We start from the raw sequence: 25719 nt of genomic DNA on the forward strand, positions 1-25719 counted from the left end.
CAGTATTAGAGGCTTATCTCAACCGAAAAGCGCATCTTCAAGGGTGCGCTTTTCGGTTGAGGCTGCATTCTTATAGGAGTTTGAGTGGATCAACATCCACTTGGAGACGAATATTCTGTGGACATCGTCGTTGGCATCCCTGCATAGGGAAGGGCCAAAGTTCGGTTTGCCCCATTTCCGTTTGGGGCCGTTTGATTAATACATGCCAATAATAACGACGAGCTACCCTCAAAATATTGGCAGGTGCAGGACCTAGTATGGTGCCCTGATAGCAGTGAGTATGGATATAAGCGTGCAAATAATTGGCAATCTCTAGAGCAGTCTTCTCCACCATCATTTCATTTAGACCACTAATCCGTAAGAGAATGAGCTGATGAAACGGCGGATAATTAGCTTCCTGACGCTGTTTGAGTTCAGCGAACAGAAAGCTATCCATTTCATATTTTTGAACAGCTTGGATAACAGGATGTTCTGGAGCATAGGTTTGGAGCAGCACTTGCCCCGGATGCTCCCCTCGGCCAGCCCGTCCTGCAACTTGCAACAGGGTCTGAAAGGTGCGTTCACTGGCTCGAAAATCGGGGATGTTGAGCAAACTATCCGCAGCCAAAACACCAATGAGCTGAACTTGAGGGAGATCAATCCCTTTCGTCAGCATTTGGGTGCCAACCATTAGATCAGCCTCCCCGCGGGCAAACTGATTGAGGAGCTGACGATGAGCACCTTTGCGGCGGGTGGTGTCACTATCAAAGCGAATCACCCGTAGTTCAGGAAAGGTTTTGGCAAGTTCCTCCATGACCCGTTGCGTACCGCTACCAAAAAAGCGGAAATAAGAGGATTTGCAGACAGGACATACTTCTGGTTGAGGCTGAGCATAATTGCAGTAATGGCACCGCAACAGGGTTTGACGGGAATCGGGGCTATGGTGATAGGTCAGAGAAACGCTGCAGTGGGGACATTCGGAGACATAACCACAGCTCCGACAGGAGACAAAAGTACTATGCCCCCGACGAGGCATAAATAATAGCCCCTGCTGTCGATTTTGCTGCAGACTATGTAAGCGTTTTTGTAGGAGTCGACTAAAGATGGAATGGTTCCGATCCGCTAGCTCCAGACGCATATCCACGATTTCGATGGGAGGCATGGGACGAGCATGTACTCGCCGAGGAAGCCGGAGGTAATGAATGCTGGCCTGAGATGGCTTGGGATTGGCGGGGGGAGTTTGGGACCAACTCTCTAAGCAAGGGGTTGCAGAACCTAGAATTAGGGGACAATCTGCTTGTTGGGCACGCCACCGAGCGACGGTGCGGGCATGGTAGCAAGGGGCGGGTTGATCTTGTTTGTAGCCCGTATCATGCTCTTCATCTAAGATGACTAAGCCAATATTGGCGATAGGAGCGAAAATAGCTGACCGGGTCCCTATCACTACTTGGGGAGTACTAGTCAGAAACTGCCGCCAGGTGTCATAGCGTTCCCCATCGGAGAGGGCGCTGTGATAGACCCGAATGCGATCGCCAAATCGAGACCGAAATCGATCTGTTAGTTGGGGGGTAAGCCCAATTTCTGGTACTAGGACAATCACCGACTGTTTTCGCGCTAAGACAGGGGTGATGGCCTGTAAATAGACTTCTGTTTTTCCAGACCCCGTAACGCCATGGAGTAAGACTTCAGCGTAATCCTGGAGCCGGTGAATCTGGGCGAGAACCCCAGCCTGGTCTGGGGTCAGGGTTCTAGGTTGATCGGGCTGTATGGGGGAAGTTTCTAAGCGGAGTCGCTCCTGTTGGTGCAGGGTGATACAGCCTTTACTGGCTAATTTCTTGAGGGTGGTGCTGCTTGTGTGGGCCAGCCTCAAGAGATCTTGGGCCCATAATTCCCCGCCCTCATGTTTGAGAAGGGTCAAAATTTCCTGTTGACGCACGGTGAGGTCCGGCGCACTAGGGTCAGTCAGAGTAACGGCCTGCTGTTGCCTCGGTTTGGTGGGGGCTTGGGTTTGCAGATAGCTTTCGACAAGGCCTTGCTGCTGAAGTTCCCTTAAGCCCACCTGGGCTTTTTTGATCTGGCGACGCAGATATTGCCAGGTGTAGTCTTGACTGGGACTTTGCTGCAATAACGCTAGAATACCTTGGGCCGCAGCTCCTAAACCGTTGATGTCATGGGGATGAAGGGTCGTGTTTAAGCGGATACGGCGTTGCGATCGCTGCAACAAACCCGGCGGCAATGCCACTCGAATCACCGCCATCAAAGAGGTGTGATAATAGGCCGCTACTTTTTCTAAGAGTTGCCAATAGCCAGGGGGAAATAACGTGCGGCAAGCCACATCCACCACCTTCAGAATGCGAGTGGTAGCTAACTCCGGGGGCAAATCGGCCAGAAACCGAATGGCAATGGCTCCAACTTGCTGAGCACCAAAGGGCACGCTGAGAATATCTCCAGGTTGAATACTCAGATCGGAGGGGACGCGATAGGTAAAGAGCTTGTCAGTGCCAGGACAGTCAACCAGGACTTCCACAAAAGGGGCAGCTGTAGTGCGGTCTAGAGAAGGAGAGGCTTTGGGTGTCGACATATAGGCGCACCCTGGAGTTTATTGTTTGTAAGCCAGGGTCCAATAAAATGTAGCACCTTGATTTACCACTGCATCAAACCAAATTTGCCCACCATGGCAGTGGATGATGCGTTGCACCGTTGAGAGGCCAATCCCACTACCCGAAAAGTCTTCAGAATTGGTAAGTCGTTGGAAGGGCAAAAAGATCCGTTCCGCATGGCTCATATCAAATCCGGCCCCATTGTCCTTAACAAAATAGATAGGCTGATTGGGAGCAATGGTTTCAGCCGCGTTCAAGGGCTGTCGGCTGACATGGGTTAAGGTGGTTTTGCCAAATTCAATTTGGGCATGTTCCAGTGCCCCAGTATACTTCCAGGCGTTCCCCAATAAGTTTTCTAGGGCCACCCAGAGCAGATGGGTATCCCCCTCTACATTCACTTGGGGTTCGATAACAAATTTGACGTTCCGCTTGGGCTCTTGCTGCAAGAGCTGTCTGGCAATGGTTTGTACTGTAGAGCTTAAATTCACCACCTGGGCCTGGATCGGGTTGCGACCAATATTCGATAGCTGCAAGAGCCCTTCCAGTAAGGTGGCCATGTGCCGGGTGTAGTCTTGGATTGTGCCCAGATATTTTTGTAATCGGGGATCTTCATCCCCCATATAGGCCGTCAGTAAGGCACAGCCTGTTTTAATCCCAGTTAAAGGATTGCGCAGATCATGGGAGACGGTGTAGTTAAAGGCTTCCAGTTCAGTATTGGCTGCTTCTAACTCCAAGGACCGTTTACGGAGTTCTTTATTGAGGCGCTCCAATTCAATGGTTTTTTGCTTGAGGGCCAGCTCATTTTGTTGACGCTCAATGGAATATCGAATGGCATGGATTAAGGAGCCTGGTGTCACTTGGCCTTTCACTAAGAAATCTTGGGCCCCTTGTTGAACGGCCTGCATGGCCACCGTCTCGTCATCTAAGCCTGTGAACACCACAATCGGGAGAACGGGACTTTGAGCAACCACCTTCTCTAAGGTGGTTAACCCATGACTATCTGGTAACGACAAATCCAGCAAAACGACATTAAAGTCTTTTTTGGCCAGGGTTTGCAAAGCATCCTCAAGTTTATCGACGTGGGTGATTTCGTATTGAACGGCGTCTTCGCTCCGCTTGACTCCCAGCATGCCCTGAATCAAGAAGGCATCCCCAGGATTATCCTCAACCAGCAACACGCGGATAATCTCACCTTCCTGCGGTAAGGCGGTGGAGGAACGTTCTCCCTCTTGTTCGGGTTTTGTTTGCTTTGATTTGAGTGACTTGGCCATTATTTCCTAAGAGGGGGTAGACATTCCTTTATGCAGTTTGAATAGGTTCATTAATTACGCCCTTGCCATTGCAACCAAAAATCTTGAATATCCTGTGCTTTTCCAGCAAATTCGTGAAAACTACTGGGCTTAGTGACATAATAATCTGCTTTGAGCCGATAGCTTTCTTCAATATCTTCAGGGGCATTGGAAGTAGAAAGCACAATAACAGGGATATGTTTTAGTTTCTGGTCAGTTTTTATGTCTGCCAAGACCTCTTTCCCGTTCATAATCGGTAGGTTTAAATCGAGCAAAATCAATTGAGGGAAGGGAGCCTGCTCATAGGAACGTAGATTCCGCAGAAAGTCTGTAGCAGACTTACCGTTGTCAACGCGGTGCAGCGTATAGCTGAGGGAACTTTCCTCCAACATCCGTGTGATTAAAAACACATCGCCGGGGTTATCTTCAACAAGGAGAATGTCAATGGGATCCGTTTCCATCGAAACAACGGTTCTAGAATTGATAGACGATTGCCTTTTTGGTTGTATATAGGTTGCACAATTCCCACCGAAATTTGCACAGTTGGTAAACAAAATCCTACTTTTGTCAGTCGCTTTCTCTGTAAAAAAGAATTTTCTGCCTCAACAGTAACAACCGTTAGACAGGGCATTAATCTTCACACAAGCGCAAGGCCAATATTCGTCTACCTTCTAGAATACTGCGCTTCAACTGGCAGATTCCATAGGCAATGTGAAGAAAAATGTTGAGCCTTGATCGACTTCTGATTCCACCCAGATTTTGCCCCCTTGCTGATCAATTATTTTCTTGCAAATGGCTAAACCAATGCCGGTACCGGAATACTCTTGGCGAGTATGTAAGCGCTGAAACACCATAAATACCCGATCTGCATGTTTTGGATCGATGCCAATGCCATTGTCTTTCACCCAAAAGAGATAGTCTTTTCTCTGTTGCTTGTAGTTGATTTCAATATGGGGGACTTGTTCTCCACGATATTTAAGGGCATTGCCGATCAAATTTTGAAAGAGTTGAGTGAGTTGACGAGGATTGGCTTGTAGGGTGGGTAACGGCGATCGTTCTAAGGTTGCCCCACTTTCTTGGATGGAGAGTTGGAGGTTGGAGATAGCGCTCTCTACAATTTCATTACAGTCAACGGTTTCCAGAACTTTGGCCTGGGTCCCTACTCGGGAATAGCTGAGTAGATCTTGGATCAGCTGCTGCATGCGGGTCGCTCCGTCCACTGCAAAGCCAATAATTTGGTCGGCCTGCCCATCGAGTTGCCCCGCATAGTTTTGCCCCAACAACTGGGTAAAACTAATCACCATGCGAAGGGGCTCCTGTAAATCGTGGGAGGCAACGTAGGCAAACTGTTCTAACTCTCTATTGGATCGTTCCAGCTCTTCATTCAGCTGTTGCAGTTCATGTTCGAAATGCTTTCGCTCGGTGATGTTGCGAGCCACCCAGACCACGGAGTCTTTTTGTTCAGTGACGTTACGGGCCACCCAGACCACGGAGCTATCTAAGAGAGGAGAAACATTAGCCGTAAACCAGACCGGTTCTTCGTCAATCATCAATTGGTAATCAAAGTTGACGGTCTGTTGGGTTTCAATAGCTTCTTGAATAATGTGGGACCATTGCTGATCGGGATCTTGCCACAGCTCATTAATCGTGTAACTGATCAACTCTGCATCGGGTTCGCTACCTTCACTAGAATTCGTGGGAGCCACTTCGATATTGCTAATTTCACCTTTATCCACATCACAAACAAAGACCAAGTCCTTCATCGCTTCAAATACTGCTCGGATTTTGCCTTCAGAACTTCTTAGCTTGGCTTCTAATAATTGGCGATCACTGACCTGATTCTCTAATTCCTTGATTCGCTTTTGAAGTGAAACGACATTATCGGAAGGCGTGGAGGCTGAGGATTGCTGGATTAAGGTATCTGATGTGATCAGTCCTTGGAGATGGGAAGCTTCATCGACAATGGCAACAAAGGAACTACCTTCGGTTTGCATGACTTGGGTAACGGCGGGTAAGTCGTCGGCCTGTTCTAAAGGCAAGGTCGGTAGCGGAGCCATTACGGATTGGACGGGGGTGATGGACAAATCAAGTTGGGTGGCTAGGGTGGTTACTAGGGTGCGATCGCAAACCACCCCCACAGGAATTTGATCTTCAACCACCACTAAGTAGTTGGCTTCCGCTTGATATAAAATTGCCACCGCATCTGCTACAGAAGTATCTGGCTGAGTGACTAAAGGCTCACGAATCATCACTTGCTTCATTGGAATACGTCAATACCATGTGCCATCTAGCTTTGTCTAAATGCGATGCCAAAGGCAATCCGCATCGATACTAGCGTGAATCACAAGGCCAAGGCTTCCTTTTCTCCACCAAAAATAGAAAATTTTGCCAAAACCCTTGACGAAGCCAAAAACCTGTGCGAGATTTGGTACTACAAACGTAGTATTTCATCCGCTTTGGATCGAAACCTTCAAATGAAACGCAGACAAACCTCAGCCAACCTCCATCGTCCGTCGCAACGACCCGTTGTTGACGTAGCGATGCAATTTGGCTTTGAGGCCTTGACAAGAATAGTCTGCAGTCTCTCCGAAGGCAAAAATTGGGAAACCATTTTAGGTGGACTATATCCAGATCCAATCATCCAGAGCGGCAGGTGCGCCCAGGCACCGACATAACAGCAAGCCTTACCCAAACTTTGCTGAACCCCCGCTCTGACACCCAGAGCGGGGGTTCTTTTATTGAGGAGTGATCCATGACCGTTATCCAACCTATTCTCCAAAACACCGTGGTCGTCTTTTCTAAGGCCTACTTGCCGTTGGCCCGGATCAATATCAAGCGGGCCATTGTGCTTCTGATCACGGGTCAAGCGGAATCTCTCGATTTTGGCAATACCCAGGTATGGGAAGTGCGATCGCCCAATCAAGTCTTGCGGGTATCAGAGCATATCCGCTTGTTGATGGGCAACCCAGAGCGGATGTGGAAAATACCTCCCGTTAACCGCCGCGAGGTCCTCAAACGCGATCAGCACCGCTGCCAATACTGCGGTAGCCATCGCCGACTGACGTTGGATCACGTGATTCCCCGATCAAAAGGGGGATTGCACACTTGGGATAACGTGGTTGCTGCCTGTGAGCCTTGTAATTCCACCAAAAGCGACCGAACGCCCACCCAAGCAGGGATGACGTTACAGTCCAAACCCAAGGCACCGATCCATCCGGCTGTGGCCTTTGCCGACCAGTTTTGGAAAAGCCAAGAAAACCTAACCCATTAAGGGCTGGGCCGTCCCAGTTCTCCGACTTTAACTCAGAAATTTTTGGAGACAGTCCACCATGCTGAAACTGATCTATACCGAATTGGGACTGCATATGGAATATGTAGGGGATTCCCTAGAAACCGTTGTGTCTCAACATGTTGTGCTTACCGTTCGTACTAGCCAAACCCTCCATTTAGAACTGGGGCAGGCCTCATTCTTACTCCCAGTGTTGACCCCTGGCTTAGGGGCTTTAGAAACGGCACTTCGCCAATATGACCAAACCCTAGAAATCACTCGTGTGGATGCGGAATATGTCGAAGTTTGCCTCGCTGGGACCTGGATAGCCCAAACGGCCCAAGCCCATGAGGGGATGTTCTTAGCCGCCTATGACTATGAGACTGAGTTAATTCTTCGTCGTCTCTGGCAAGCTTCTGATCAGGCCCTAACCTCTGTTGTTTAGTAAGCAAGTGCAAAACTCATAACAGTTTTGCACTTGTCCCCATTCCCTAATTTCAGGAAGAGGGTTCCAAATCCTTTTGGAAATATTTAAAAAGGTTATTACGGCTCTTCTTGCTAAATTCAATACCTGGAATTTCTGCAATTAGTGCATATAGAAGAAAGCATAAATCTTGTAAGCCTTCTAGTCATTCTCTATCAACTGATATGCGTCGAATTATTGGACTTGCAATTCTAGAAGATGAAGTAATTATTACTTCTGGATTACAGCCTCCTCTGCATCGAGAGCGATCGTTCTATTCTCACCAAGGGACTAGCTACTGGTCTTACTTTCGTGCAGTTGTGAAGCGACCTCGCCTGCCAGGTTTATTCCTGCTCTCTCCTAGAATAGTGGCCGTCAGCGACATCCGTTATCACGATTCTCCCTTCAGCCACCTATCTCTAGAAACGTCCTCATCACTCACTACTATTGATCCTGGCATCATCATTACAGCTGGCTGTGGTGTGGATATTGGCCAAGAACAGCGTACTTTATTCCTGGTTATATGTAGGAATCGGATTAAATTTTTTATCCACTTCTGTGGAGGTCTATTTCACCCGATCACCCTAGAACTAAAACAACGGGGGAAGTCTCTGGCTGGTCGATTGAGGAATCTCTTACAGGAACTCCATTTCTCAGAGTTACCAACTTCCCTCTCTCTCTCTTCCAACTTTAATTGGTCTCAGCAAGAGCTATCGAGACTTGAGCGTAGTTGGAAGAAACCTATCTCACAGGAGGTTCATATTGTGAATGCTCAAATGGACAACCACCTTCAAGAAATATCGAAGGATATTTCTGAAGACTTTAATTTCGTGATCCATCAAAATTACTACACTGTTTATGAGCAGGGATTGCAAGTACTTTGCACTGATACATCCTTGACTCAGCTCATAAGAATCGCGAGTTGAAGATAGATTTCCCTCTTTTTTCCTATAGTTCTTTACTGCCAGAGTTACTCCTTTTCCTGGGTAATTGCCGTATTGAATTAAGTGCCATTACTTTTACCTTGATATTTGTGATTTAGATATCCAAATCATTCTTTGTTGAAGTGTCTAGCACCACGAAATAAGTATTTCAGTTCATTTTGAAAAAGACAAAAAAACTTGTAGTATGCTCTTGACATTTTTGTAGTATATTTGTAGTATTAATGTAGTGCAGTTGAAACGAGCTTCTACAGCCAATCAACTTCTGAACCTTGAAAACTGAATATTTGCCACATTTGGGGGTGTAGCTCAGTCGGTCTAGAGCAGTCGCCTGTCGAGCGAAAGGTCGCGGGTTCAAATCCCGTCTCCCCCGTATAGTCTCGTGGACGATTAGATAAGTCGCTTTGGTTCTCAGTCAAGGAGAAGCGGGTGCAACTCCCGTCGAGACTTCTTTACCTGTCCAGGTCGCCAAGGGGTCGAAGGCGTCGGTCTGCAAAATCGATATCGTGGGTTCAACTCCCACCCTGGACTCCAACCCTTGCGGGGATGGTGTAATGGCAACACCTCAGTCTCCAAAGCTGATGTTCTGGGTTCAAATCCTAGTCTCCGCGTTTCCTGAATCCAACGGTTCAGGCAAATACCAAAGTGGTGTACGCAAATGGTTTAAGCGACTTGATTTTCAACCAAGTGATTGCGGGTTCAAATCCCGTCACCACTCCCAAACATAGGTCGGCTCGCCTACTGGCGTGGGCAACTGCCTGTAAAGCAGCCGCTTAATGCGTTGCAGGTTCAATTCCTGCCCGGCCTACCAATCTGTATTACAAGTTGGCAGTTTGTAGTATTTATCACTCAGCAATAGCTTTTGGAGAGGTGGCTGAGTGGGGAAAAGCGCTCCCCTGCTAAGGGAGTACGGTTTCTGACCGTTGCAGGTTCAAATCCTGTCCTCTCCGTTTTGAGAACGTGGTGTAACTGGATAACATCTCAGGCTACGAACTTGAAGATTGAGGGTTCAAGTCCTTCCGTTCTCGCTTTAGACAACCTATAGGTTGTCTTATCCCCCGGTAGCTCAGAGGTAGTAGCGCTTGTCTGAAGAGCAAGAGGTCGCCAGCTCAAAACTGGTTCGGGGGGCTTTGTTGCCCTGTAGCTCAGTGGTAGTAGCGGTCGCCTGTTAAGCGAACGGTCGCAGGTTCAATCCCTGCCGGGGCAGCCAATTCTTTGCCGAGTGGACGAATAGCAAGTCGCCTGACTCTGAATCAGGAGGTTGTAGGTGCGAATCCTACCTCGGCATCTGTCTGACCTTGTCCTGTGGTGTAACTGGCAACATTTCGCTCTTTGAAAGCGAAGTCCTAGGTTCGAATCCTGGCGGGACAGTTGGAGGCCGTTGAAACAAAACCTATCGCCTGGGTCTATTCACGCCTCCTTTTCCTACTCCTGTGGCGCAATTGGCAGACGCAACTGTCTTAAACACAGTTTGTTGTGGGTTCGACTCCCACCAGGAGTATAGGAGTTTAGAGTTCAGAATTGAGGTACTTCCTAAAGAGGAGCTTCACTGACAGAGTTACATCTTGAAAGTCGCTTTTTTACTCCTGTAGCCCAATGGGAAGAGGCGCTGGTTTCAAACTCCAGAGGTTGTGGGTTCGACTCCCACCAGGAGTACTGGATTCAACTAAAAAAACTCCGAACTCTTTTATTCACTCCTGTAGCCCAACTGGAAGAGGCGCTGGTCTTAGAAACCAGAGGTTGTGGGTTCGACTCCCACCAGGAGTATTGTGCTCCCGTGGCGAAATTGGCAAACGCCTCTGTTTGAGAGACAGAGTTTTTACAGGTTCAACTCCTGTCGGGAGTACCAGGTATCCGGGTGTAGCGCAGTTTGGTAGCGCGCCTGGTTTGGGACCAGGATGTCGCAGGTTCAAATCCTGCCACTCGGACTGAGCCCCTAACTGATCGTGGAGGGGCCTTCCTCTCCATCGATCAGTTAGGGACTAAAAATAACTGTTAGCTTTTGATTTTTCTTGGATCTGCCATCGAAAGCACGGTTTCCCTTCTTCTCCAGGTTCGGGATATTCATAAATTTGAGTCAAGAAAAAACAAGAGCCAATAGCTCTTAAATGGGCCGGAATAATTTGAGTTGGGATCTCTAGCTGCCTACGAAACTGAAGAGACTTCAGGCGTGTAAAACTTCCATTTAGATGAAAGTCAATACGTACAGGTTCAGTATCCACAAGTACTTTTCTTTTCACCATTTAATAAGATGTTCCTGATGACTCAAAGCCTTCAATTCGATTATATCTATCGGAAAAAGAAAAATATTGAAGTTCAATATTTCTAAATGCAAGGTTGGTAAAATTTATGGGCCGTTGGCAGAGCGGATATGCAGCCGCCTTTTAAGCGGATAGATCTAGGTAGCTCCTTCGGAGCCGCTTCGCGTACATCCCCTAGGCGGCCCACTTCTCGGGTTGTTAGCTCAGTTGGTAGAGCAGCCGCCTCTTAAGCGGAAGCGCGTAGGTTCGAAGCCTACACAGCCCATCATCCCCATCGAGATGAGTATTCCTGATTGCTGATATTTCATTGAGACTATGTGTAAAAGGAGATATAAGATGACTAAATTAATTTTGAGAATTCAAGAGGTGGACATAAGCTTGGAACCCACACATCAGGATTCCGTCACAGGAAAATGCCAGAAATAAGGATTTTCGCTTTCCAATTTATGGCTGCATATAGCAACTGATTTCAGCTTGTCCAATATTTTACTGATACGGGCAATACTTCTAATAAGGCTTCAATCATCTGATCCTCTATCCGTTAATTCATATTTCTCTGATCCATATCTATGAAGATCAAAACAATTTCCATCTTGGCATTGCTGATGATTGGAATGACGGTTAATATGCCGAGCATCGCCCAGTATTCTAGAACAAGATATGGTGTGGACGTTGAACTATATACCTTCGTTGATTCTTATAATCCAAGGCAAAATCAAGAATCTGGTGATATCGAAATAAAAATCACGAATAAAACAGATAAGAAAATCGAGTTGCCAAGCCAATATGATGGTTCTGCTATTAGCTTATTTGCTCTTCAAGAGACTGAAGACCCCCGAGCTAGAGTAATGGATCAACATCTAATCGTAAGGAATGCTACCAGCCGCCCGAAAAAAAAGTTTTTGTCTCCAGGGGAAACCTACTCATATGGCAAGCTGCCTTTAAACAGGATATTCGATAAAGAAATAATCGGAAGTGAAGGGAAGTACTATTGGAACTGGCTTTTACATGCTCCGCCAAAGGCAACACCCATCTATGACAATAAATGGGAGTTTGAGGCAGATAAATTGGTTGATACAGTCGTTCTTTGGGCAGAAGTCAAGATTGGCGATCAAATTACACGATCTACCCCGAAAATCATCAGTATTCAGAATCAAGAGTTCAATGAACCTGAAGTAGAAGCTGATTAATAGACTATTTCCTTTTGCTCCTAGAAAAACCCATAAATATCATAATCTTCCTGGTTATTTCGACACCTTCTGCTGTCAATTTTTACTTAAAGAGACTGAAATTTTTATCTAGTTCAGGATAGTTTTTTTATCAAATCGTGGATTTAGGATAGTTCAAATCTACGTATTTTATATTCCTCACCGGAGTGAATATATCGTTACTTCCAAGTTTTCGTTCATATTGCAAGTCAAAGGAGGTGTGAAATGACTGTCATTGTGATGGAAGTGATTAAGGTTGCGCGGCATCCCAATGCTGACTCGCTTAATGTGTACGAGATGCAAGTACCTGGCCACCCTTCTGTGCAGGTGATAGGAAATTTGGAGCGGATTTATGGGGTTGGTGAACATGTCCTGGTTGCCCAGGTCAATTCTGTTCTCAAAGACGGCACCAAAATCAAAGCAACCAAATTGCGTGGCATCATCTCCTACGGGATGGCACTGGAGAAAACGGAATTACCGGTTGGTGAAGATGTATCTCAAACCTATTGCCAGCAGTCCGTTGTGCAGTCGGTACAAATGCAGCGATGGCCCAGTGTGGAACTCCTGCATAATGTTCGTCGGAGTTTAATGGCCCTGGAAGCCACTCCAATGGTAACCTATCGAGCAAAAATCAAACTGGATGGAACCAATGCCGGGGTGCAAATCTTCTCAGATGGCCGCGTGGCAGCCCAAAGCCGTTCCCAAATCATCACACCTGATGATGACAATATGGGATTTGCCCAATGGGTCAGTCAACAGATGGATTACTTTGCTCCGTTGGCGGGTCACGAACACATCACAATCTTTGGAGAATGGTGTGGTCGGGGGATTCAGAAGCGGACTTCTATTTCCAAAATCGATCGCAGAATCTTTACGGTGTTTGCGGTCCAGTATGGCGGAGTAGAAAATGAAGTCGCCAAGCTGGAAATCGATCCAGATAAGATATCCCAGCTACTCCCATCTCACCCGGACATTTTTGTCCTGCCGTTTATGGGAGAGCCATTGACCTTGGATTTTGGCAACCGAGACCAATTGGAATCCGTCGCCAATGCCATCAACCAGCTCGTCTCCGAAGTTGAGCAAATTGACCCTTGGGTTAAAGCCACTTTCGGGATTGAAGGGTTGGGAGAAGGGTTGGTTCTCTATCCCCAAACCCAAACTCGAGTTGATCGACTGACATACCCTGAGCTGATGTTTAAGGCGAAAGGCGAAAAGCATCAGGTAGTCAAAACCAAACAGCCCGTGCAGCTAGACCCTGAATTCGTTAAGAGTATTGATGAATTTGTAGCGTTGATGGTAACTCCTGCTCGACTGGAGCAAGGGTTATCTGAGAGCTGCCAGGGGCCATTGGAGATGAAGCAGTTGGGGGGCTTCCTGAAGTGGCTAGCTCAGGATGTGCAAAAAGAAAGCGAAGCTGAATTAGAAGCAGCCAAACTTTCTTGGAAGGATGTCAATAAAGCGGTTACCCATTCTGGGAAGTCTTGGTTTCGCGATCGCATCCTCTCCCTCACTGACATTGCGCAGTAAATGGGTGGTCACTGTTCGCTTCTGTGGGAGTTTAACAGTGGCCACCGCCCAACCTCGATTGCCTGGTGAACACCAGCTCAGAATTGCTTGCGAGTCAAAATGGAAGTCTTATGGTCAAATCCAGTACGAGTTCAATCGCCCAAGAATTTTGTGATTGCACGCTACCTAAATCAGCGTGGACTCATAAAGCTCACCTACGGGTCGGACTCTGGCATCTGATGAGCTACTCTCCACCAACGGCGTTGAATCTAATGCGGGAGCGAATTCAAAGGTACAACATTGTCTGCGGTGTAGTGAATTCTGAGACATCGGGCTATCACGAAACCATCACACAGTTTTATCTGAAAGTGATTGTTTACTTCCTTGAACAGCACGATGTTTCCCAATCTATCGACCAACTGGCTGAGTCTTTGATACAGGCTTGGGGCAATCGCAATCTCCCCTTGAGTTACTACTCCAAGGATCGGTTGATGTCGAAGGAGGCCAGGCAACATTGGGTGGAGCCAGATTTGGCTCGAATGCCTGGAGCATAAGTTCAGAGGTGATGAGTTGCGATCGCAACTCATCACCCATACCCTGAAACAACTCCAAAATTTGCAACCACTCAAGAACAATGCAGTATCCCAACCCTCATAGCGGAGATGGAGCAAGAGGGGCTCGGCAGTTTCATACGCTGCACATCCGTGAGTGCAACTCTCACCTCCGCTACCAAATCTTGAGCTGGTGTAGCTCAATGGCCAGAGCAATTGTCCTGTAAACAATAGGCTGCAGGTTCGACTCCTGTCACCAGCTTGTCCCATTATTTAGGTACAGAACGATGATTCTTCTCACTAGGCGATTCCGAAAGGAGCGAATCCATGGATACCCGAACCGAAATAGTCCAAACTGATATCACAACCCTAAAGGTAGATGCAATCGTCAATGCGGCGAATGAGTCCTTACTCGGCGGGGGTGGCGTCGACGGAGCGATTCATCGTACAGCCGGCCCCCAACTCCTAGCAGAATGCCGAACCCTTAAAGGCTGTAAAACGGGCCATGCCAAACTCACAAAAGGATATCAACTTCCAGCTAAGTATGTCATTCACACTGTTGGTCCGATTTGGCGAGGCGGGGGAGCCAATGAAGCGATTTTATTGCAAGCCTGCTATCAACGCAGTTTAGCGTTAGCCGTTGACAATGGGATTCAAACCATAGCCTTTCCTGCCATTAGTTGCGGAGTCTATGGATATCCGATAGATCAAGCCTGTCAAATCGCCTTTGAAACGACCCTCAATTTCTTGCAGATGAATCAATCCATAACCCAGGTTATCTTTGCCTGCTTTGGCGACTTGATTTATCACACCTACCTAAAAATAGGGGAGCAGGTGAATTAATAGGTGCAAAATTAGTAAGGTCCACAAAACTTAGGTGCATAAAACCTAACGGATATAAACTCTTGCTGATATGGTGTGCCAGCATGAGAGGCTTCCAACCTCTTGATGCGAAGAGACGCTTTGCGAACAAATCTCGTTATCCGCTTTGGGCGAGTGTGATGTAGCAGTAGCATCTGGCGGTGCCAACGCCAGCGCGTGAGTGCGAATCTCACCACTCGCTTTGTGGTCCTGTAACTCAGCCTGGGAGAGTGCCTTTCTTACAAAAAGGTGGCCGTAGGTTCGAATCCTACCGGGACCATCAGTGGGGGATAGCTCTGGTGAGCGGCTTCGCCTTATAAGCGAGGGGACCAGATTAGTCTAGACGGCTGGGATCATAACCCAGATCCCCTACCAAACCTGGGAGTGTCGCCTAAGGGATGGGGCACCGATCTTCTAAATCGGTCTGTGTAGGTTCGAATCCTACCACTCCTGCCAAATGAGTCTGTAGCTTAATTAGAAAGCATCAGCCTTGCAAGCAGAAAGATGTCAGTATCTCCTATCGGAGACGCTATGCGCACAAATCTGAACAGAATCAACTATGTTGGCCGAATCCAAAGCGGACGAGGAGCTAGATTGTGATCCTAGTGTTAGCGGGTTCAAGTCCCGTCGGCCACCCCAATTCACACCTTATGGAAGGTGCCGCCGAATGGTCGGCAACTGGTCTTGAAAATCAGGGTACGGTTCGCTGTAGGGGTTCGATTCCTCCACCTTCCTTTCTCTTCCCATATGGTGTTGTCGAAGAGCGGATAAAGATTAGCTCTATACCAAGAATTCCACCAGAAGGGTTCGGTCCGCTGTAGGGGTAATTCCTTAGGAAATGCTATGCGAGCGCTTAGTGAGGATTATTTTGGTCCAGCTCTACTCAATGACGGGATGTCTTAAAATTTTGCAATGCCCTAAAAGCTTTGGAAAAAAAGTGTTTTAGGAGGCTTATGATAGGCAATTTATCCCTAGACTGACCAACTCTCAAGAACCCGTAGAATCTATGTCCGCAGGACTTACAGCGATAGGGGTGAATGTTAAAAAGTAAAAGCACCTTTTCATGGAATCCTCTAAGGCGAGAATGTATGAGATAACGGCTCTTACATCTGCGACAACTTTTAGCCACGGCTTTTACTTTGCTTCCTAGGACTGAGCTTTATCTACAGATATCCTGGCCTATTTCAATAAAAAATGTAGTGATTTTTGAGACAATCTTGCATGTTTAATCGATGATTTTTTGATTCAATCATATTGTTTAAACTCACTAATAAGTTTTATATATATAGGTCGATTTATTTTTTTAGAATTTTAAATACGGTCAGAGACCCCAGAGGTTCAGTTTCCACTGAAAATTAATTTCTCTCTTATCGATATATATTTCGCCTTTACTAGAGGCTTAAAACCAGTTCGAATAAATAGTAAATAAGCAAAACTCGTATTAAATATTACTTCACTTGAAGCCTGAAAACTCTGTCTGGCATGGCTTACAGACACATTTAACTGCAAGGCTTCAGATCAGGAAAATTATCCGATTGAACACACTAAAACTCATGTGGATGAAGCATTCTCAAGGAAATACTCCCAGGTGAATATGCCCATTCAGAAAGGTAATATAATCACAGCTTGCAGCATATACTACAAGCATGCTACAACTAATTTAACGCGCGTTTGCAAGGGTTAAAACGATGAGTGATAAAGGTACATCTGAAGTCATTTACTAGCAGAAAGGTTCGTATATCTGCCTCTCTGTATGCACTAAGGGCTTCTATTTAATTAAATCCCTCCTCTCTCTAGCATTCACAAGCTTTATTAACTGAAACGTTGGCAATACCACATCTCAATAAGATGAAAAATACCGTCATCGCAATGTATCGACCAACGGGGCCTGAAGAATTGAAGTTGCTCAAAGATGCTAATTTTCGTCGCTGGCCGCCAAGGCTACCGGAGCAACCCATCTTTTATCCAGTCACAAACGAGCAATACGCGATTGATATTGCCACCCGATGGAATATCAAAGCGAGTGGAGTTGGGTACGTCACTCGGTTCAGCGTCAAAAAATCTTTTATGGACAACTATGACATCCAGAAAGTTGGGGGTGCCCACCACACAGAATGGTGGATTCCCGCAGAAAAACTAGAAGAGCTGAACGACAATATCGTCGGCGAAATTGAGGTGATTGGGGAGTATCGCTAACCTCAGTCCATAGCTCTGGTCTCAACAACAATAGAACTCCATACATCATGATTCAGGAGGTCAAAATGGTGCATATTCGGTTTGAAGGGCGATCTTATGATATCGCTGAACAACATTTAGGAATTCAAGGGGGGATGGGTGACCGCATCATTAAAGCGCATGTAGCCCGCCACCTAGAAGTCCCCGTTAACCGTCTCGATACCTACGTGGTTGATCATCGTCCAAATGGAGATGTGATTGTCCGCCCCGAGGCCGTTTACGGATAAATAACTCCCGTGCCCCAATCGAGAAAGCTTACACACGAATAACGGTCCTAAGGTAGCAATGTGCGAGCGATCGCACTAGCGAAGCATCCAATATCTCTCGCAGATAGAAGATGCGGGCCCACTGCCAAGGTTGATTTGGTAAGAGCGGCCGTAAGTTGATGAACTGCTTTCTAAACTTGCACGGAAGTATTGTTATTGCCCAAAACTCGCGTTCGCACCCTAACGAAAAAAGCATACATACTCGCCAAATGGTAAGGCACTTGATTTGTAGATCAAGCACATACAGGTTCAACTCCTGTGTATGACACAACCGCTTTCTTGACTTGTGCGAAGCGCTATTTTTAACGCAATAGCGTTCTGGATTTCTGGTATTGGCAACGTTCGTTCCCCTCCACTCCCCATTTCTGAGGGGAGTGTCGCCAAAACATTTACAGATTATCTAGAACCACACTATGAGCGAACATCGATTAAGCGAAATCACCATTGAACGACCTCGTGGGGGAATGAGGCGTAGCCTCAGAAAGGTCAAGGGAGCAAGAAAACAGTTAGATCGCCTCACTGAAGTGGCTACCGAGGATGGGTTACTCAGCCCGTATCTCATCAAACCGAGAGGTAAAACAAAGTGGCTTTCAGATCATTTGGGACCGCTGCGGCGATTTTTAAAGTCCCATGTGGGTCAACCCTGGGATGACGTTTACAGCAAACTCTGTCGACGGCTTAAAACCAACACCATGGCGGGACAACATGTACTAAGCCATGTATGGGACTTTGTTGAACTCCATGTTGAAATCATGGATGGTGTGCTGTACCACAAACCCTACTGGGGCTCTTTTCAGCCTTTAGACTATCGTTGTTATCGGGACAAATTCTATGTGCATCCTGAGACTAGAATTCTATGTGCAGTTGAAAAGAAACCTCGTAAGCGACAGCGACAAAGGCCGCCATCCGATAGGGTTGTTATCGATGCCTATCATGAATATCAGCAACTAAACGAGCTTTGGTATCTGATTACCTATGAGGACTTTCCCCCTTTCCCTGTGATGACCGTGAGAGATGTGCTGCGGGGCGAAATCCCTCGGCAGACTCGATATGGCAATATCAATACCCGTTATGCAGTCAAGAAAAAACAGTGTAACAAGAAGGAGATCCGATTTATTTTAAGTCAGATTAAAGCAGTTAAACCTACCTCCTGAGAGGGGTTGAAAGTCCTAGCTCTCTGTAGGAGATTGTTATGCCCCACAAACATCACTTTAACCAGATGAAAAATCCTGAATCGGCCTTTGCCCTTCAGGAAAAACTGCGGCACCAAGTCATCCGAGAGGACGATTTTGGTCCCCTTGAAACGGTGGCAGGAGTGGATGTTGGATTTGAGGATAAGGATCAAATTGCCTGTGCTGTAGTTGCAGTACTGAGACTATCTGATCTCAAGGTGCAGGAATCTGTGGCGATTCGTCTTCCGGTTACCTTCCCCTATGTACCGGGATTGCTAGCATTCCGAGAGGTTCCTATCGTCATGGAAGCCTTGGCAAGTCTGAAAACTCGGCCTGGACTCCTAATCTGTGATGGCAATGGCACCATCCATCCTCGTCGGTGTGGATTTGCTTGCCATTTAGGAATTGTTAGTGGACTGCCGTCTATCGGAGTAGCCAAAACTCCTTTCATTGGGGAATTTCAACCTCTAGCCGATGATCGTGGGGCATGGCAGCCGATCACAGATGGGGGAGAGGTTATTGGGGCAGCCCTGCGGACACAAACAAAGGTTAAACCTATCTTTGTGTCCATTGGCCATCGCATTAGTTTGCAAAGTGCTATTGATTTGGTGCTCCAATGCGCTCCCGCATATCGTTTACCTGAAACCACTCGCCAAGCCGATCAGTTATCCAAGGGCAATGCCCAACCTGTCATCTTATAAACAATCCGCACCCCAACAAGAAAAGCTTACATACTTGGTTGAGTCCTTACTTTATAGGGAGGGCTGCAGGTTCAAATCCTGCTTTGCTTCGCGCAAAAATGCTTTTCATACTTGTGTGGATTTTTCAATTGGATATCGTGCTCTTCACCAGGTCGATGTCCTTCATTTTTTACTAATGGCAGTATTGCCGCACCCAAACAGAGGGAGCTTACATACTCTCAATGGCCTGTTTCGCCTATCTCCATAGGCGAAACAGGCCGTCGCGAAAGCGAATTGCTTCCTTAACTTGTGCGGTGCATCCATTGGGATGTGCTTTGCGTGCAATCGCTGCCTCCTAACTCAACCCAGGAGGTTTATATGAATACTGCAGAACAGGATTTACGTCTAGAAATGCTGAATAGCTTGCTAACCACCCCTCATCGGAAGTTGGAGCAAGTGGCGGAAACACACCAGTTAATGGTGGAAGTAGACCCGCTATTTTATGGTCATCTAGCGGTTTGGTATCAACGTTATGGTGATGTGCGTGACCACAAGGAGGTTTTCGTCAGTCACCTGTTAACTAGTGGCATGGCGGATCACCGAGGAGCGGGATTTGTCCTGTTGCAAGGACTGCCCCCATACCAGGTGGCCCGCGTCATTGACTTTATGAAGCAGAAGTTGGGCAAGGTCCCTCGATCAACCCGCACTGCAGTTCGCCGTTATCTAACTCGGCGAGAGCAGAATCCAAAGCAGTTTGATCGAGCCGCGTTACGGGCACGAAAAGCCATCAAGCATCTCTATGCGACCCTGCACATTAAGCCGGGAGCTCGGGCTGATGCCATTCTGTTCAAGAATGATCCACCTGATGGATCGCTGGCAAAAGTCCTCAAACAGATTGCAAATGCACCGCACCCAAGTGAACAGGCGCGATTGATTGTGGAGTTTAAGATTCCCTATGCGATCGCAACGGGGTCTATCCAGCAACTCACCCCCACAGTGCTGGCTGCCTTAATTCACAATATGAGTCCCCAAGAGGTGATCAACCACCTTAAGTCCCTAAAAGCACGGGGGGCAATGGACCATGCTGAGATGAAGCAGCTCATCGATGACAAATTGGGAAAGGCCCAAACAGACACCCGAATCTCTGCCTTCAAAGCCCAAGTGGCAGCAGAGGCAGTCGACGTGGATGCGGAAACAACTGCCAAACTGGAAAAGGTCACCGATAAGCAGGTTAAGCGACGTGGAACCATCGGTAAGTCAACAGCATTGCTGGTGGACAAGTCTGGTTCCATGAGCAGTGCGATCGAGGTGGGAAAGCGACTGGCTGCCATGATTTCTGGCATTAGCCAAGCGGATCTATTTGTCTATGCCTTTGATACGATTCCCTACCCAGTCCAGTCCCAAGGCTCAGACCTGAGTGACTGGGAGCGAGCTTTTAAGCTAATCAAAGCTGGGGGCGGTACTAGTTTGGGGTGTGCGTTGGAGGTGATGTGTCAGCACCAGCAAAAGGTTGACCAAATTATTTTGGTTACCGATGAAGGGGGAAATACAACGCCCTATTTTGCTGAAACTTACCAGCGGTATTGTCGGGAATTTGGCCTTTTGCCCAATGTTGTAATTGTGCGAGTGGGCCATGCCTACAAGTTGGTGGAAAACCAGCTTAGACAGCAGCAAGCCCCAGTGGAAACGTTCACGTTCCAAGGAGATTACTATGCACTACCCAATTTGGTACCCTTACTGACTCGCCCTTCTCGACTGGAGTTGCTGATGGAAATCATGGAGACTCCATTGCCCATTCGGTACTAATTGATAGCTAGTTCAGAGAGCGATTGTTGATGTGATCGCTCTCTGAATAACCTTATTAAGGGTTCGATCAAACTAAATAAGTCAAATATTGGCCATGTATTCTAACGTCGGAATTTACTCAACTGCCATTGAAAAACCTGGAAGAATATCCTCACCAGAAAGAGTAGTTGGCAGATCAAGCACCTCTACCTCCTGTCCAAACCGATAAATTTCAACCGTTTGATTTTGTGGATCAATGAGCCAACCTAGCCGAAGACCACTATCCAGATACTCCTGCATCTTGGCCTGCAGCAGCTTTAGCCTATCGCTCTCGGATCGCAACTCAATTACAAAATCTGGACATAAAGGTGGAAACTTCTTCTGTTGATCTTGGGTTAATGTCTCCCAGCGCTCTTGGACAACCCATGCAGCATCGGGAGAACGGTCACCACCCTTCGGTAGCTTGAAAACGGTAGAAGAGCTAAATACTTCCCCTAACCTAGCTTGGTCATTCCATACAACCAGCCTTGCAATGTGCCTTGCTTCGTCTCTACCCCTTTCACCACCAACAAGGGGCATAATGATCAGCTTTCCTTGTGGGCTCCGCTCCATCGCAATATCTTTGTTTGCCATACATAGCTCATAGAACTGCTCATGGGTCAGGCTTGTCGCTATTGGCTCTAGGTTGAGAAGAATCGTAGTCATGGAGAGTCTCTCAGCATTCGTCTTCTAGCTTCCATGTTGGCATTTATCCAAGGGCATCTCCATTCCATCTGCAGGAGCTTAGCAATGGTCAATATCCATTCTTTACTAAATCACTTAACTATCCAGGAAGCAGAACTTCTCAACCAGCAGTTTCTAGCACCTTGTGTTCGCAATGGTCATATCCGCACCAAGCTTTCAAACTTGGTTTACACCTTCAGACCTATCCCCCATGATTTTCAAGGCTGGGGTATCTTTCAACCAGTGGATAGAACCCATGTAAGGGTCAATAGAATGGCAGATCTCCCCCAAATCGAAGCCTATCTGCACCCTTTACCGACCCTCCGGTTGATACTGGTCCGATTGCTGCAGGGCCAAACCTGGTTAGCTTTTCCCCTCAATGTCAGCGATATGACTCAACGATGGGGATGGGCCAAACCCGTTCCGATTCATCTGGTAACGGAAGGATCGGCATTTGATGTTGTGATCGCACGCCCAAACACCCAAACTTGGTGGTTTGACACCCTCGACCGTCGAGCCAACCCCCAACCCTCGGAGTTTCTCAGACAAGCCTTTCAGCAACATACACCCCCTGAGCAGCTCCGCTTCAAAGGCCTAACGCCAGAAATGCGCATGGCCTATGAGCTAGCCACTCAGCCATTAGGTGAATTTTCTCAAGCCGAACGCGATCAAAGGCGACTAGCGAAAGCCCTCAAAGTGGGAGGAGGCACCCTCCAACACTTCTCTAATCAGGAGGAGTACTGGCGAGTGGAGTGGACAACGGCGGAGGGCCAACCACAGATCAGTGCGATCGCAAAATCGGACCTCACCGTATTGAGTTCAGGTATTTGTCTCAGCGGACGCGATCTCGATTTTGATCTGGAATCTCTTGTCGGGGTGATTGAACAGGAGGAAGAAGATTGGTATGACTGAACAATTTTTTCATGAGCAGCTATATCGATCTACCCAACAGATGGCGATGCTCCGAGATTATCCGGTGACCGTATGTGGCGCAGGTGCACTAGGGGCCAACTTAGTGGAAACCCTGGCCCGCTCCGGCTACGGAAAACTTAAAGTGATTGACTGCGATCGCATCGAGACTCGCAACCTTTCTACCCAGCCCTACTATCGATCTGATGTCGGGGCCTATAAAGGCAAGATCCTAGCCAATATGCTGTATCGAGCTCTGGGAACTACGGTGGACGTGATTCCCAAGCAGCTCACCGCCGCCAATACCCAGTCACTATTACGGGGGAGTTCTTTGGTTATTGATACCTTCGATAACAGTGTTTCTCGCCAAGCGGTTAAAGACTATTGTTTAGAGCAGGATATTCCTTGCCTCCATGCTGGATTGGCTGCGGAGTATGCAGAAGTGGTTTGGGAGCCGGAGTATCAAGTGCCATCGGCAACCCATGATGATATCTGCGACTATCCCCTAGCGCGGAATTTGGTGTTGTTGACCGTTGCGATCGCAAGTGAAACCATCACTCGATTCATCACGGAAGGTCGTCAACAAAGCTGTACGATTACCCTTCGAGACTTTGTGATTCACACCAGTTGATAGTTGCAAAATCTCTGTCAGGGATTGTCATGACACAATTAGACTGAAAATCTTCTAGAAATTCTGAGTGCAATAGTGTAATCTCTTTTTCTGAACGCTTTGAACTCTCTTCATCAAGAACCCAAGTTAACGTTGCGATGGGCTCGGCAATCACTATGGACATCCAGCAATCATGGGGATATGGCGTTATTGAAGGCTTCTTTGGTAAGCCTTGGCCTTGGCAAGCCCGATTAGATTACGCCAGTTTTCTCAAACAAAATGGATATCAGTTCTATATCTATGCCCCTAAAGCCGATCCCTATTTACGGATTCGATGGCAGGACGTTTGGCCAGAGACCACCTATGCAGAACTGAAACAGCTCGGGGAACGGTATCGCCAAGCGGGTATCGCCTGGGGAATTGGCATCAATTTGTATGAAATCTTCTTTAATTACGATCAGCAAACGATTGAGCAGCTAAATACCAAAATTCGATATCTCAATCAGCTTCAGCCGGATATTTTGGCGATTTTGTTTGATGATATGCGAGGAGATTGCGATCGCATTGCCCAGATTCAAGCTGAAATTACCCACCGAATTACTGAACTGAGTACAGCCAAGACCTTTATTATGTGTCCGACCTACTACAGCAGCAGTCGAATTCTGGATCAATTATTTGGAGAACGCCCCGACGACTACTTAGAAACCTTGGGGCAGTTAATCGATCCACAGTTGCATATTTTTTGGACAGGGCCAGAGATTTGCTCAAACAGCTATCCCCTGGAACACCTGCAAGAGGTCAGCCAAAAGCTGGGGCGAAAACCCTTTATCTGGGATAACTACCCGGTCAATGATAGTGCCAACATGTGTAACCATCTGCATCTCAGGGCTTTTGAAAATCGGCCCTTTCAAATGGCCGACTGGATTTCAGGACATGCAGTTAATCCTATGAATCAAGCCTACCTTTCTCAAATTCCGTTGCGAACTCTGCACTTAAGCTATCAACAACAAAACGATTATGATCCACCGCAAGCCATGCAGGAAGCCGCTACGTCCCTCTGTGGCCCTACACTGGCCAAGAGTCTGATAGATCATCTCAGTCTATTGCAAGACCAGGGTTTAGAGCAGATGGGGCCAACCCAAAAAGCAGAGTTAATGACCCAATACCAACCCATGGGCACTAAATTCTCACAAGAAATTGTGGGGTGGTTACAAGGAGACTATCCCTTCTCCACAGACTGTCTCACGATGTGATCATCAAACCTGAAGGTTTCCTCAATCGAAGTCTATCGGTAATCGCTTTTTGCCCAAAGAATATAGACTACGCTCGTGAAAGTAGAGATTCTAGACCGCATTTTTTAACCCCTCACCCTGACACTATCAGTAGAGCTGGGGAACGAAAAACTGTTCGTTAAGAGGTGGACGGACATAATCTGTCGGAGCTTTCTTTCGGGGTGGCAACTCCATCGGTTCGGGTGTCATATCTTCGTAAGGAATCTTACTCAAGAAATGGCTAATGCAGTTGAGACGAGCCCGCTTTTTGTCATCCGCTTCCACCGTGAACCAAGGAGCCTCAGGAATATTCGTATGGGCGAACATATTGTCTTTGGCCTGGGAATATTCAGCCCAGCGATCGCGGGACTCTAGATCCATGGGACTCAGCTTCCAGCGGCGGGCTGGATCCGTCGTCCGAGTCTGAAAGCGCCGCTCTTGCTCCTCATCACTGACGGAAAACCAATACTTCAGCAGAATGATGCCGGAGCGAACCAGCATCTGTTCAAATTCAGGGCAAGTCTGCAGGAATTCCTCATACTGGTCGTCGGTGCAAAACCCCATTACATGTTCAACGCCAGCTCGGTTGTACCAGCTGCGATCAAAACAAACAATCTCTCCGGCTGCTGGTAGGTGAGCCACATAGCGCTGAAAATACCATTCTGTCTTTTCGCGATCGCTGGGGGTTCCCAAGGCAACCACCCGACAACCGCGAGGATTGAGGGGTTCGGTAATTCGCTTAATGGTGCCGCCCTTACCCGCCGCATCTCGACCTTCAAACACAATGACGATGCGAGTCCCCGTATTTTTAACCCAGTACTGCATTTTGACCAGTTCAAGCTGGAGACGGGCCAGTTCTTTTTCATACTTCTTTTTGGACAGTTTGGAACTGCCCTCTGATTCCGAGATATGGTGAAAGATTTTGCGCTCCGAGGAGAGTTGACGGCTTGCTTTCTGCTTTTTACTCAGTTTATTTTTCTTCTTTATTTTGGGTGGCTTATCCTGTTGGACCTCAGCCTTTTCAGGTGGGGAATTAGGGGAAGCATTTTGCTTCTTTTTTGATGACATTGCTCAAATCCTTCTAGGTTGGATAGCACCCAACATCTATCCTAGCCTTAGCTCTTCAGTAGAGTGGCTTAAG

At 47.3% G+C, this 25719-nt stretch carries 22 protein-coding genes and 22 tRNA genes; 38 read left to right on the forward strand and 6 right to left on the reverse strand.

From position 1 onward, the window contains the following. Positions 1-70: 70 nt before the first annotated feature. The 4 genes from priA to AM1_RS37445 all read right to left on the reverse strand — a co-directional run bounded on the left by priA (position 71) and on the right by AM1_RS37445 (position 6129). Positions 71-2560 (reverse strand): primosomal protein N', encoded by a 2490-nt coding sequence (priA, locus tag AM1_RS01230; protein WP_012160980.1) that lies wholly within the window; start codon positions 2558-2560, stop codon positions 71-73. Positions 2561-2578: 18 nt separating this feature from the next. Further along, the gene (locus tag AM1_RS37440) at positions 2579-3850 is read right to left on the reverse strand and encodes a sensor histidine kinase (protein WP_012160981.1); all 1272 of its coding nucleotides are present in this window, start codon (positions 3848-3850) and stop codon (positions 2579-2581) included. 50 nt (positions 3851-3900) lie between these two features. Continuing rightward, positions 3901-4329: a response regulator gene (locus tag AM1_RS01240; protein ID WP_012160982.1), complete on the reverse strand. Its 429-nt coding sequence runs from the start codon at positions 4327-4329 to the stop codon at positions 3901-3903. Between the two features lie 225 nt (positions 4330-4554). Further along, the gene (locus AM1_RS37445) at positions 4555-6129 is read right to left on the reverse strand and encodes a sensor histidine kinase (protein WP_012160983.1); all 1575 of its coding nucleotides are present in this window, start codon (positions 6127-6129) and stop codon (positions 4555-4557) included. A 45-nt stretch (positions 6130-6174) separates the two neighbouring features. On the opposite strand from AM1_RS37445, the gene AM1_RS01250 reads away from it, so the two are divergent. The 35 genes from AM1_RS01250 (at position 6175) to AM1_RS01420 (ending at position 21086) form a co-directional block, all read left to right on the forward strand. Beyond that, entirely contained in the window at positions 6175-6543 is a 369-nt protein-coding gene (locus AM1_RS01250) for a hypothetical protein (protein WP_041658596.1), read from the forward strand. Positions 6544-6620: 77 nt separating this feature from the next. Next, on the forward strand, positions 6621-7139 hold the full coding sequence (locus AM1_RS01255; RefSeq protein WP_012160984.1) for an HNH endonuclease: 519 nt from the start codon (positions 6621-6623) through the stop codon (positions 7137-7139). 58 nt (positions 7140-7197) lie between these two features. Next, positions 7198-7581 (forward strand): alr0857 family protein, encoded by a 384-nt coding sequence (locus AM1_RS01260; protein ID WP_012160985.1) that lies wholly within the window; start codon positions 7198-7200, stop codon positions 7579-7581. A gap of 203 nt (positions 7582-7784) precedes the next feature. After that, on the forward strand, positions 7785-8525 hold the full coding sequence (locus AM1_RS01265; RefSeq protein WP_012160986.1) for a hypothetical protein: 741 nt from the start codon (positions 7785-7787) through the stop codon (positions 8523-8525). 313 nt (positions 8526-8838) lie between these two features. Further along, a tRNA-Asp gene (locus tag AM1_RS01270) sits at positions 8839-8913 on the forward strand. Between the two features lie 85 nt (positions 8914-8998). After that, positions 8999-9074, forward strand: a tRNA-Cys gene (locus tag AM1_RS01275). A 6-nt stretch (positions 9075-9080) separates the two neighbouring features. Beyond that, positions 9081-9151 (forward strand) — tRNA-Trp (locus AM1_RS01280). Between the two features lie 33 nt (positions 9152-9184). Then, positions 9185-9261, forward strand: a tRNA-Glu gene (locus AM1_RS01285). A gap of 5 nt (positions 9262-9266) precedes the next feature. Beyond that, a tRNA-Tyr gene (locus AM1_RS01290) sits at positions 9267-9351 on the forward strand. 53 nt (positions 9352-9404) lie between these two features. Then, positions 9405-9490, forward strand: a tRNA-Ser gene (locus AM1_RS01295). Between the two features lie 4 nt (positions 9491-9494). Further along, a tRNA-Arg gene (locus AM1_RS01300) sits at positions 9495-9568 on the forward strand. Between the two features lie 27 nt (positions 9569-9595). Further along, positions 9596-9668: transfer RNA gene (locus tag AM1_RS01305), tRNA-Phe, on the forward strand. Between the two features lie 6 nt (positions 9669-9674). Next, a tRNA-Asn gene (locus tag AM1_RS01310) sits at positions 9675-9750 on the forward strand. 6 nt (positions 9751-9756) lie between these two features. Next, positions 9757-9828: transfer RNA gene (locus AM1_RS01315), tRNA-Gln, on the forward strand. Positions 9829-9839: 11 nt separating this feature from the next. Beyond that, positions 9840-9911 (forward strand) — tRNA-Gln (locus AM1_RS01320). 56 nt (positions 9912-9967) lie between these two features. Beyond that, positions 9968-10041 (forward strand) — tRNA-Leu (locus tag AM1_RS01325). A gap of 81 nt (positions 10042-10122) precedes the next feature. Next, positions 10123-10196 (forward strand) — tRNA-Leu (locus AM1_RS01330). A 37-nt stretch (positions 10197-10233) separates the two neighbouring features. Beyond that, positions 10234-10307: transfer RNA gene (locus AM1_RS01335), tRNA-Leu, on the forward strand. 4 nt (positions 10308-10311) lie between these two features. Next, positions 10312-10389: transfer RNA gene (locus tag AM1_RS01340), tRNA-Leu, on the forward strand. Between the two features lie 5 nt (positions 10390-10394). Beyond that, positions 10395-10468: transfer RNA gene (locus AM1_RS01345), tRNA-Pro, on the forward strand. 525 nt (positions 10469-10993) lie between these two features. Further along, positions 10994-11066: transfer RNA gene (locus tag AM1_RS01355), tRNA-Lys, on the forward strand. A 304-nt stretch (positions 11067-11370) separates the two neighbouring features. Next, positions 11371-11991 carry a hypothetical protein gene (locus tag AM1_RS01360; protein WP_012160989.1) on the forward strand — a complete coding sequence of 207 codons (621 nt, stop codon included), beginning with the start codon at positions 11371-11373 and terminating at the stop codon, positions 11989-11991. Positions 11992-12234: 243 nt separating this feature from the next. Then, positions 12235-13536, forward strand: coding sequence for an RNA ligase family protein (locus tag AM1_RS01365; protein WP_012160990.1), 1302 nt, complete (start codon positions 12235-12237; stop codon positions 13534-13536). A gap of 110 nt (positions 13537-13646) precedes the next feature. After that, complete coding sequence (locus tag AM1_RS01370; RefSeq protein ID WP_041658601.1) at positions 13647-14069, forward strand: hypothetical protein; 423 nt, start codon at positions 13647-13649, stop codon at positions 14067-14069. 101 nt (positions 14070-14170) lie between these two features. Continuing rightward, positions 14171-14247: transfer RNA gene (locus AM1_RS40760), tRNA-Met, on the forward strand. Between the two features lie 8 nt (positions 14248-14255). Continuing rightward, positions 14256-14328 (forward strand) — tRNA-Thr (locus AM1_RS01375). A gap of 65 nt (positions 14329-14393) precedes the next feature. Further along, positions 14394-14909, forward strand: a complete 516-nt coding sequence (locus tag AM1_RS01380; RefSeq protein WP_012160993.1) for an O-acetyl-ADP-ribose deacetylase — start codon at positions 14394-14396, stop codon at positions 14907-14909. 224 nt (positions 14910-15133) lie between these two features. After that, positions 15134-15207, forward strand: a tRNA-Val gene (locus AM1_RS01385). 100 nt (positions 15208-15307) lie between these two features. Beyond that, a tRNA-Arg gene (locus tag AM1_RS01390) sits at positions 15308-15383 on the forward strand. Positions 15384-15488: 105 nt separating this feature from the next. Beyond that, positions 15489-15566 (forward strand) — tRNA-His (locus tag AM1_RS01395). Between the two features lie 1209 nt (positions 15567-16775). Then, the gene (locus AM1_RS01400; RefSeq protein WP_049783673.1) at positions 16776-17123 is read left to right on the forward strand and encodes a hypothetical protein; all 348 of its coding nucleotides are present in this window, start codon (positions 16776-16778) and stop codon (positions 17121-17123) included. 65 nt (positions 17124-17188) lie between these two features. Next, the gene (locus AM1_RS01405) at positions 17189-17389 is read left to right on the forward strand and encodes a hypothetical protein (protein ID WP_041660705.1); all 201 of its coding nucleotides are present in this window, start codon (positions 17189-17191) and stop codon (positions 17387-17389) included. Between the two features lie 452 nt (positions 17390-17841). Next, a complete protein-coding gene (locus tag AM1_RS01410) occupies positions 17842-18582 on the forward strand; it encodes a hypothetical protein (protein WP_012160997.1) in 741 nt (246 codons plus the stop codon). Positions 18583-18620: 38 nt separating this feature from the next. After that, complete coding sequence (gene nfi / locus AM1_RS01415) at positions 18621-19301, forward strand: deoxyribonuclease V (RefSeq protein WP_012160998.1); 681 nt, start codon at positions 18621-18623, stop codon at positions 19299-19301. Positions 19302-19658: 357 nt separating this feature from the next. Next, a complete protein-coding gene (locus tag AM1_RS01420; protein WP_012160999.1) occupies positions 19659-21086 on the forward strand; it encodes a vWA domain-containing protein in 1428 nt (475 codons plus the stop codon). Positions 21087-21200: 114 nt separating this feature from the next. Here AM1_RS01420 and AM1_RS01425 read toward each other — a convergent pair whose 3' ends face one another. Further along, complete coding sequence (locus tag AM1_RS01425) at positions 21201-21770, reverse strand: Uma2 family endonuclease (RefSeq protein WP_012161000.1); 570 nt, start codon at positions 21768-21770, stop codon at positions 21201-21203. An 84-nt stretch (positions 21771-21854) separates the two neighbouring features. Here AM1_RS01425 and AM1_RS01430 point away from each other — a divergent pair, with 84 nt between their 5' ends. The 3 genes from AM1_RS01430 to AM1_RS01440 all read left to right on the forward strand — a co-directional run bounded on the left by AM1_RS01430 (position 21855) and on the right by AM1_RS01440 (position 24560). Then, positions 21855-22700, forward strand: coding sequence for a hypothetical protein (locus AM1_RS01430; protein ID WP_012161001.1), 846 nt, complete (start codon positions 21855-21857; stop codon positions 22698-22700). Continuing rightward, the gene (locus AM1_RS01435; RefSeq protein WP_012161002.1) at positions 22693-23328 is read left to right on the forward strand and encodes a HesA/MoeB/ThiF family protein; all 636 of its coding nucleotides are present in this window, start codon (positions 22693-22695) and stop codon (positions 23326-23328) included. Before AM1_RS01430 ends, AM1_RS01435 begins: the two co-directional genes overlap by 8 nt. A gap of 155 nt (positions 23329-23483) precedes the next feature. Further along, a complete protein-coding gene (locus AM1_RS01440; protein WP_012161003.1) occupies positions 23484-24560 on the forward strand; it encodes a beta-N-acetylglucosaminidase domain-containing protein in 1077 nt (358 codons plus the stop codon). A gap of 126 nt (positions 24561-24686) precedes the next feature. Here the strand turns inward: AM1_RS01440 and ppk2 are convergent, their stop codons facing one another. Continuing rightward, a complete protein-coding gene (ppk2, locus tag AM1_RS01445) occupies positions 24687-25646 on the reverse strand; it encodes a polyphosphate kinase 2 (protein ID WP_012161004.1) in 960 nt (319 codons plus the stop codon). Positions 25647-25719 lie beyond the last annotated feature (73 nt).

This window comes from Acaryochloris marina MBIC11017 (assembly GCF_000018105.1).
Lineage (GTDB): Bacteria > Cyanobacteriota > Cyanobacteriia > Thermosynechococcales > Thermosynechococcaceae > Acaryochloris > Acaryochloris marina.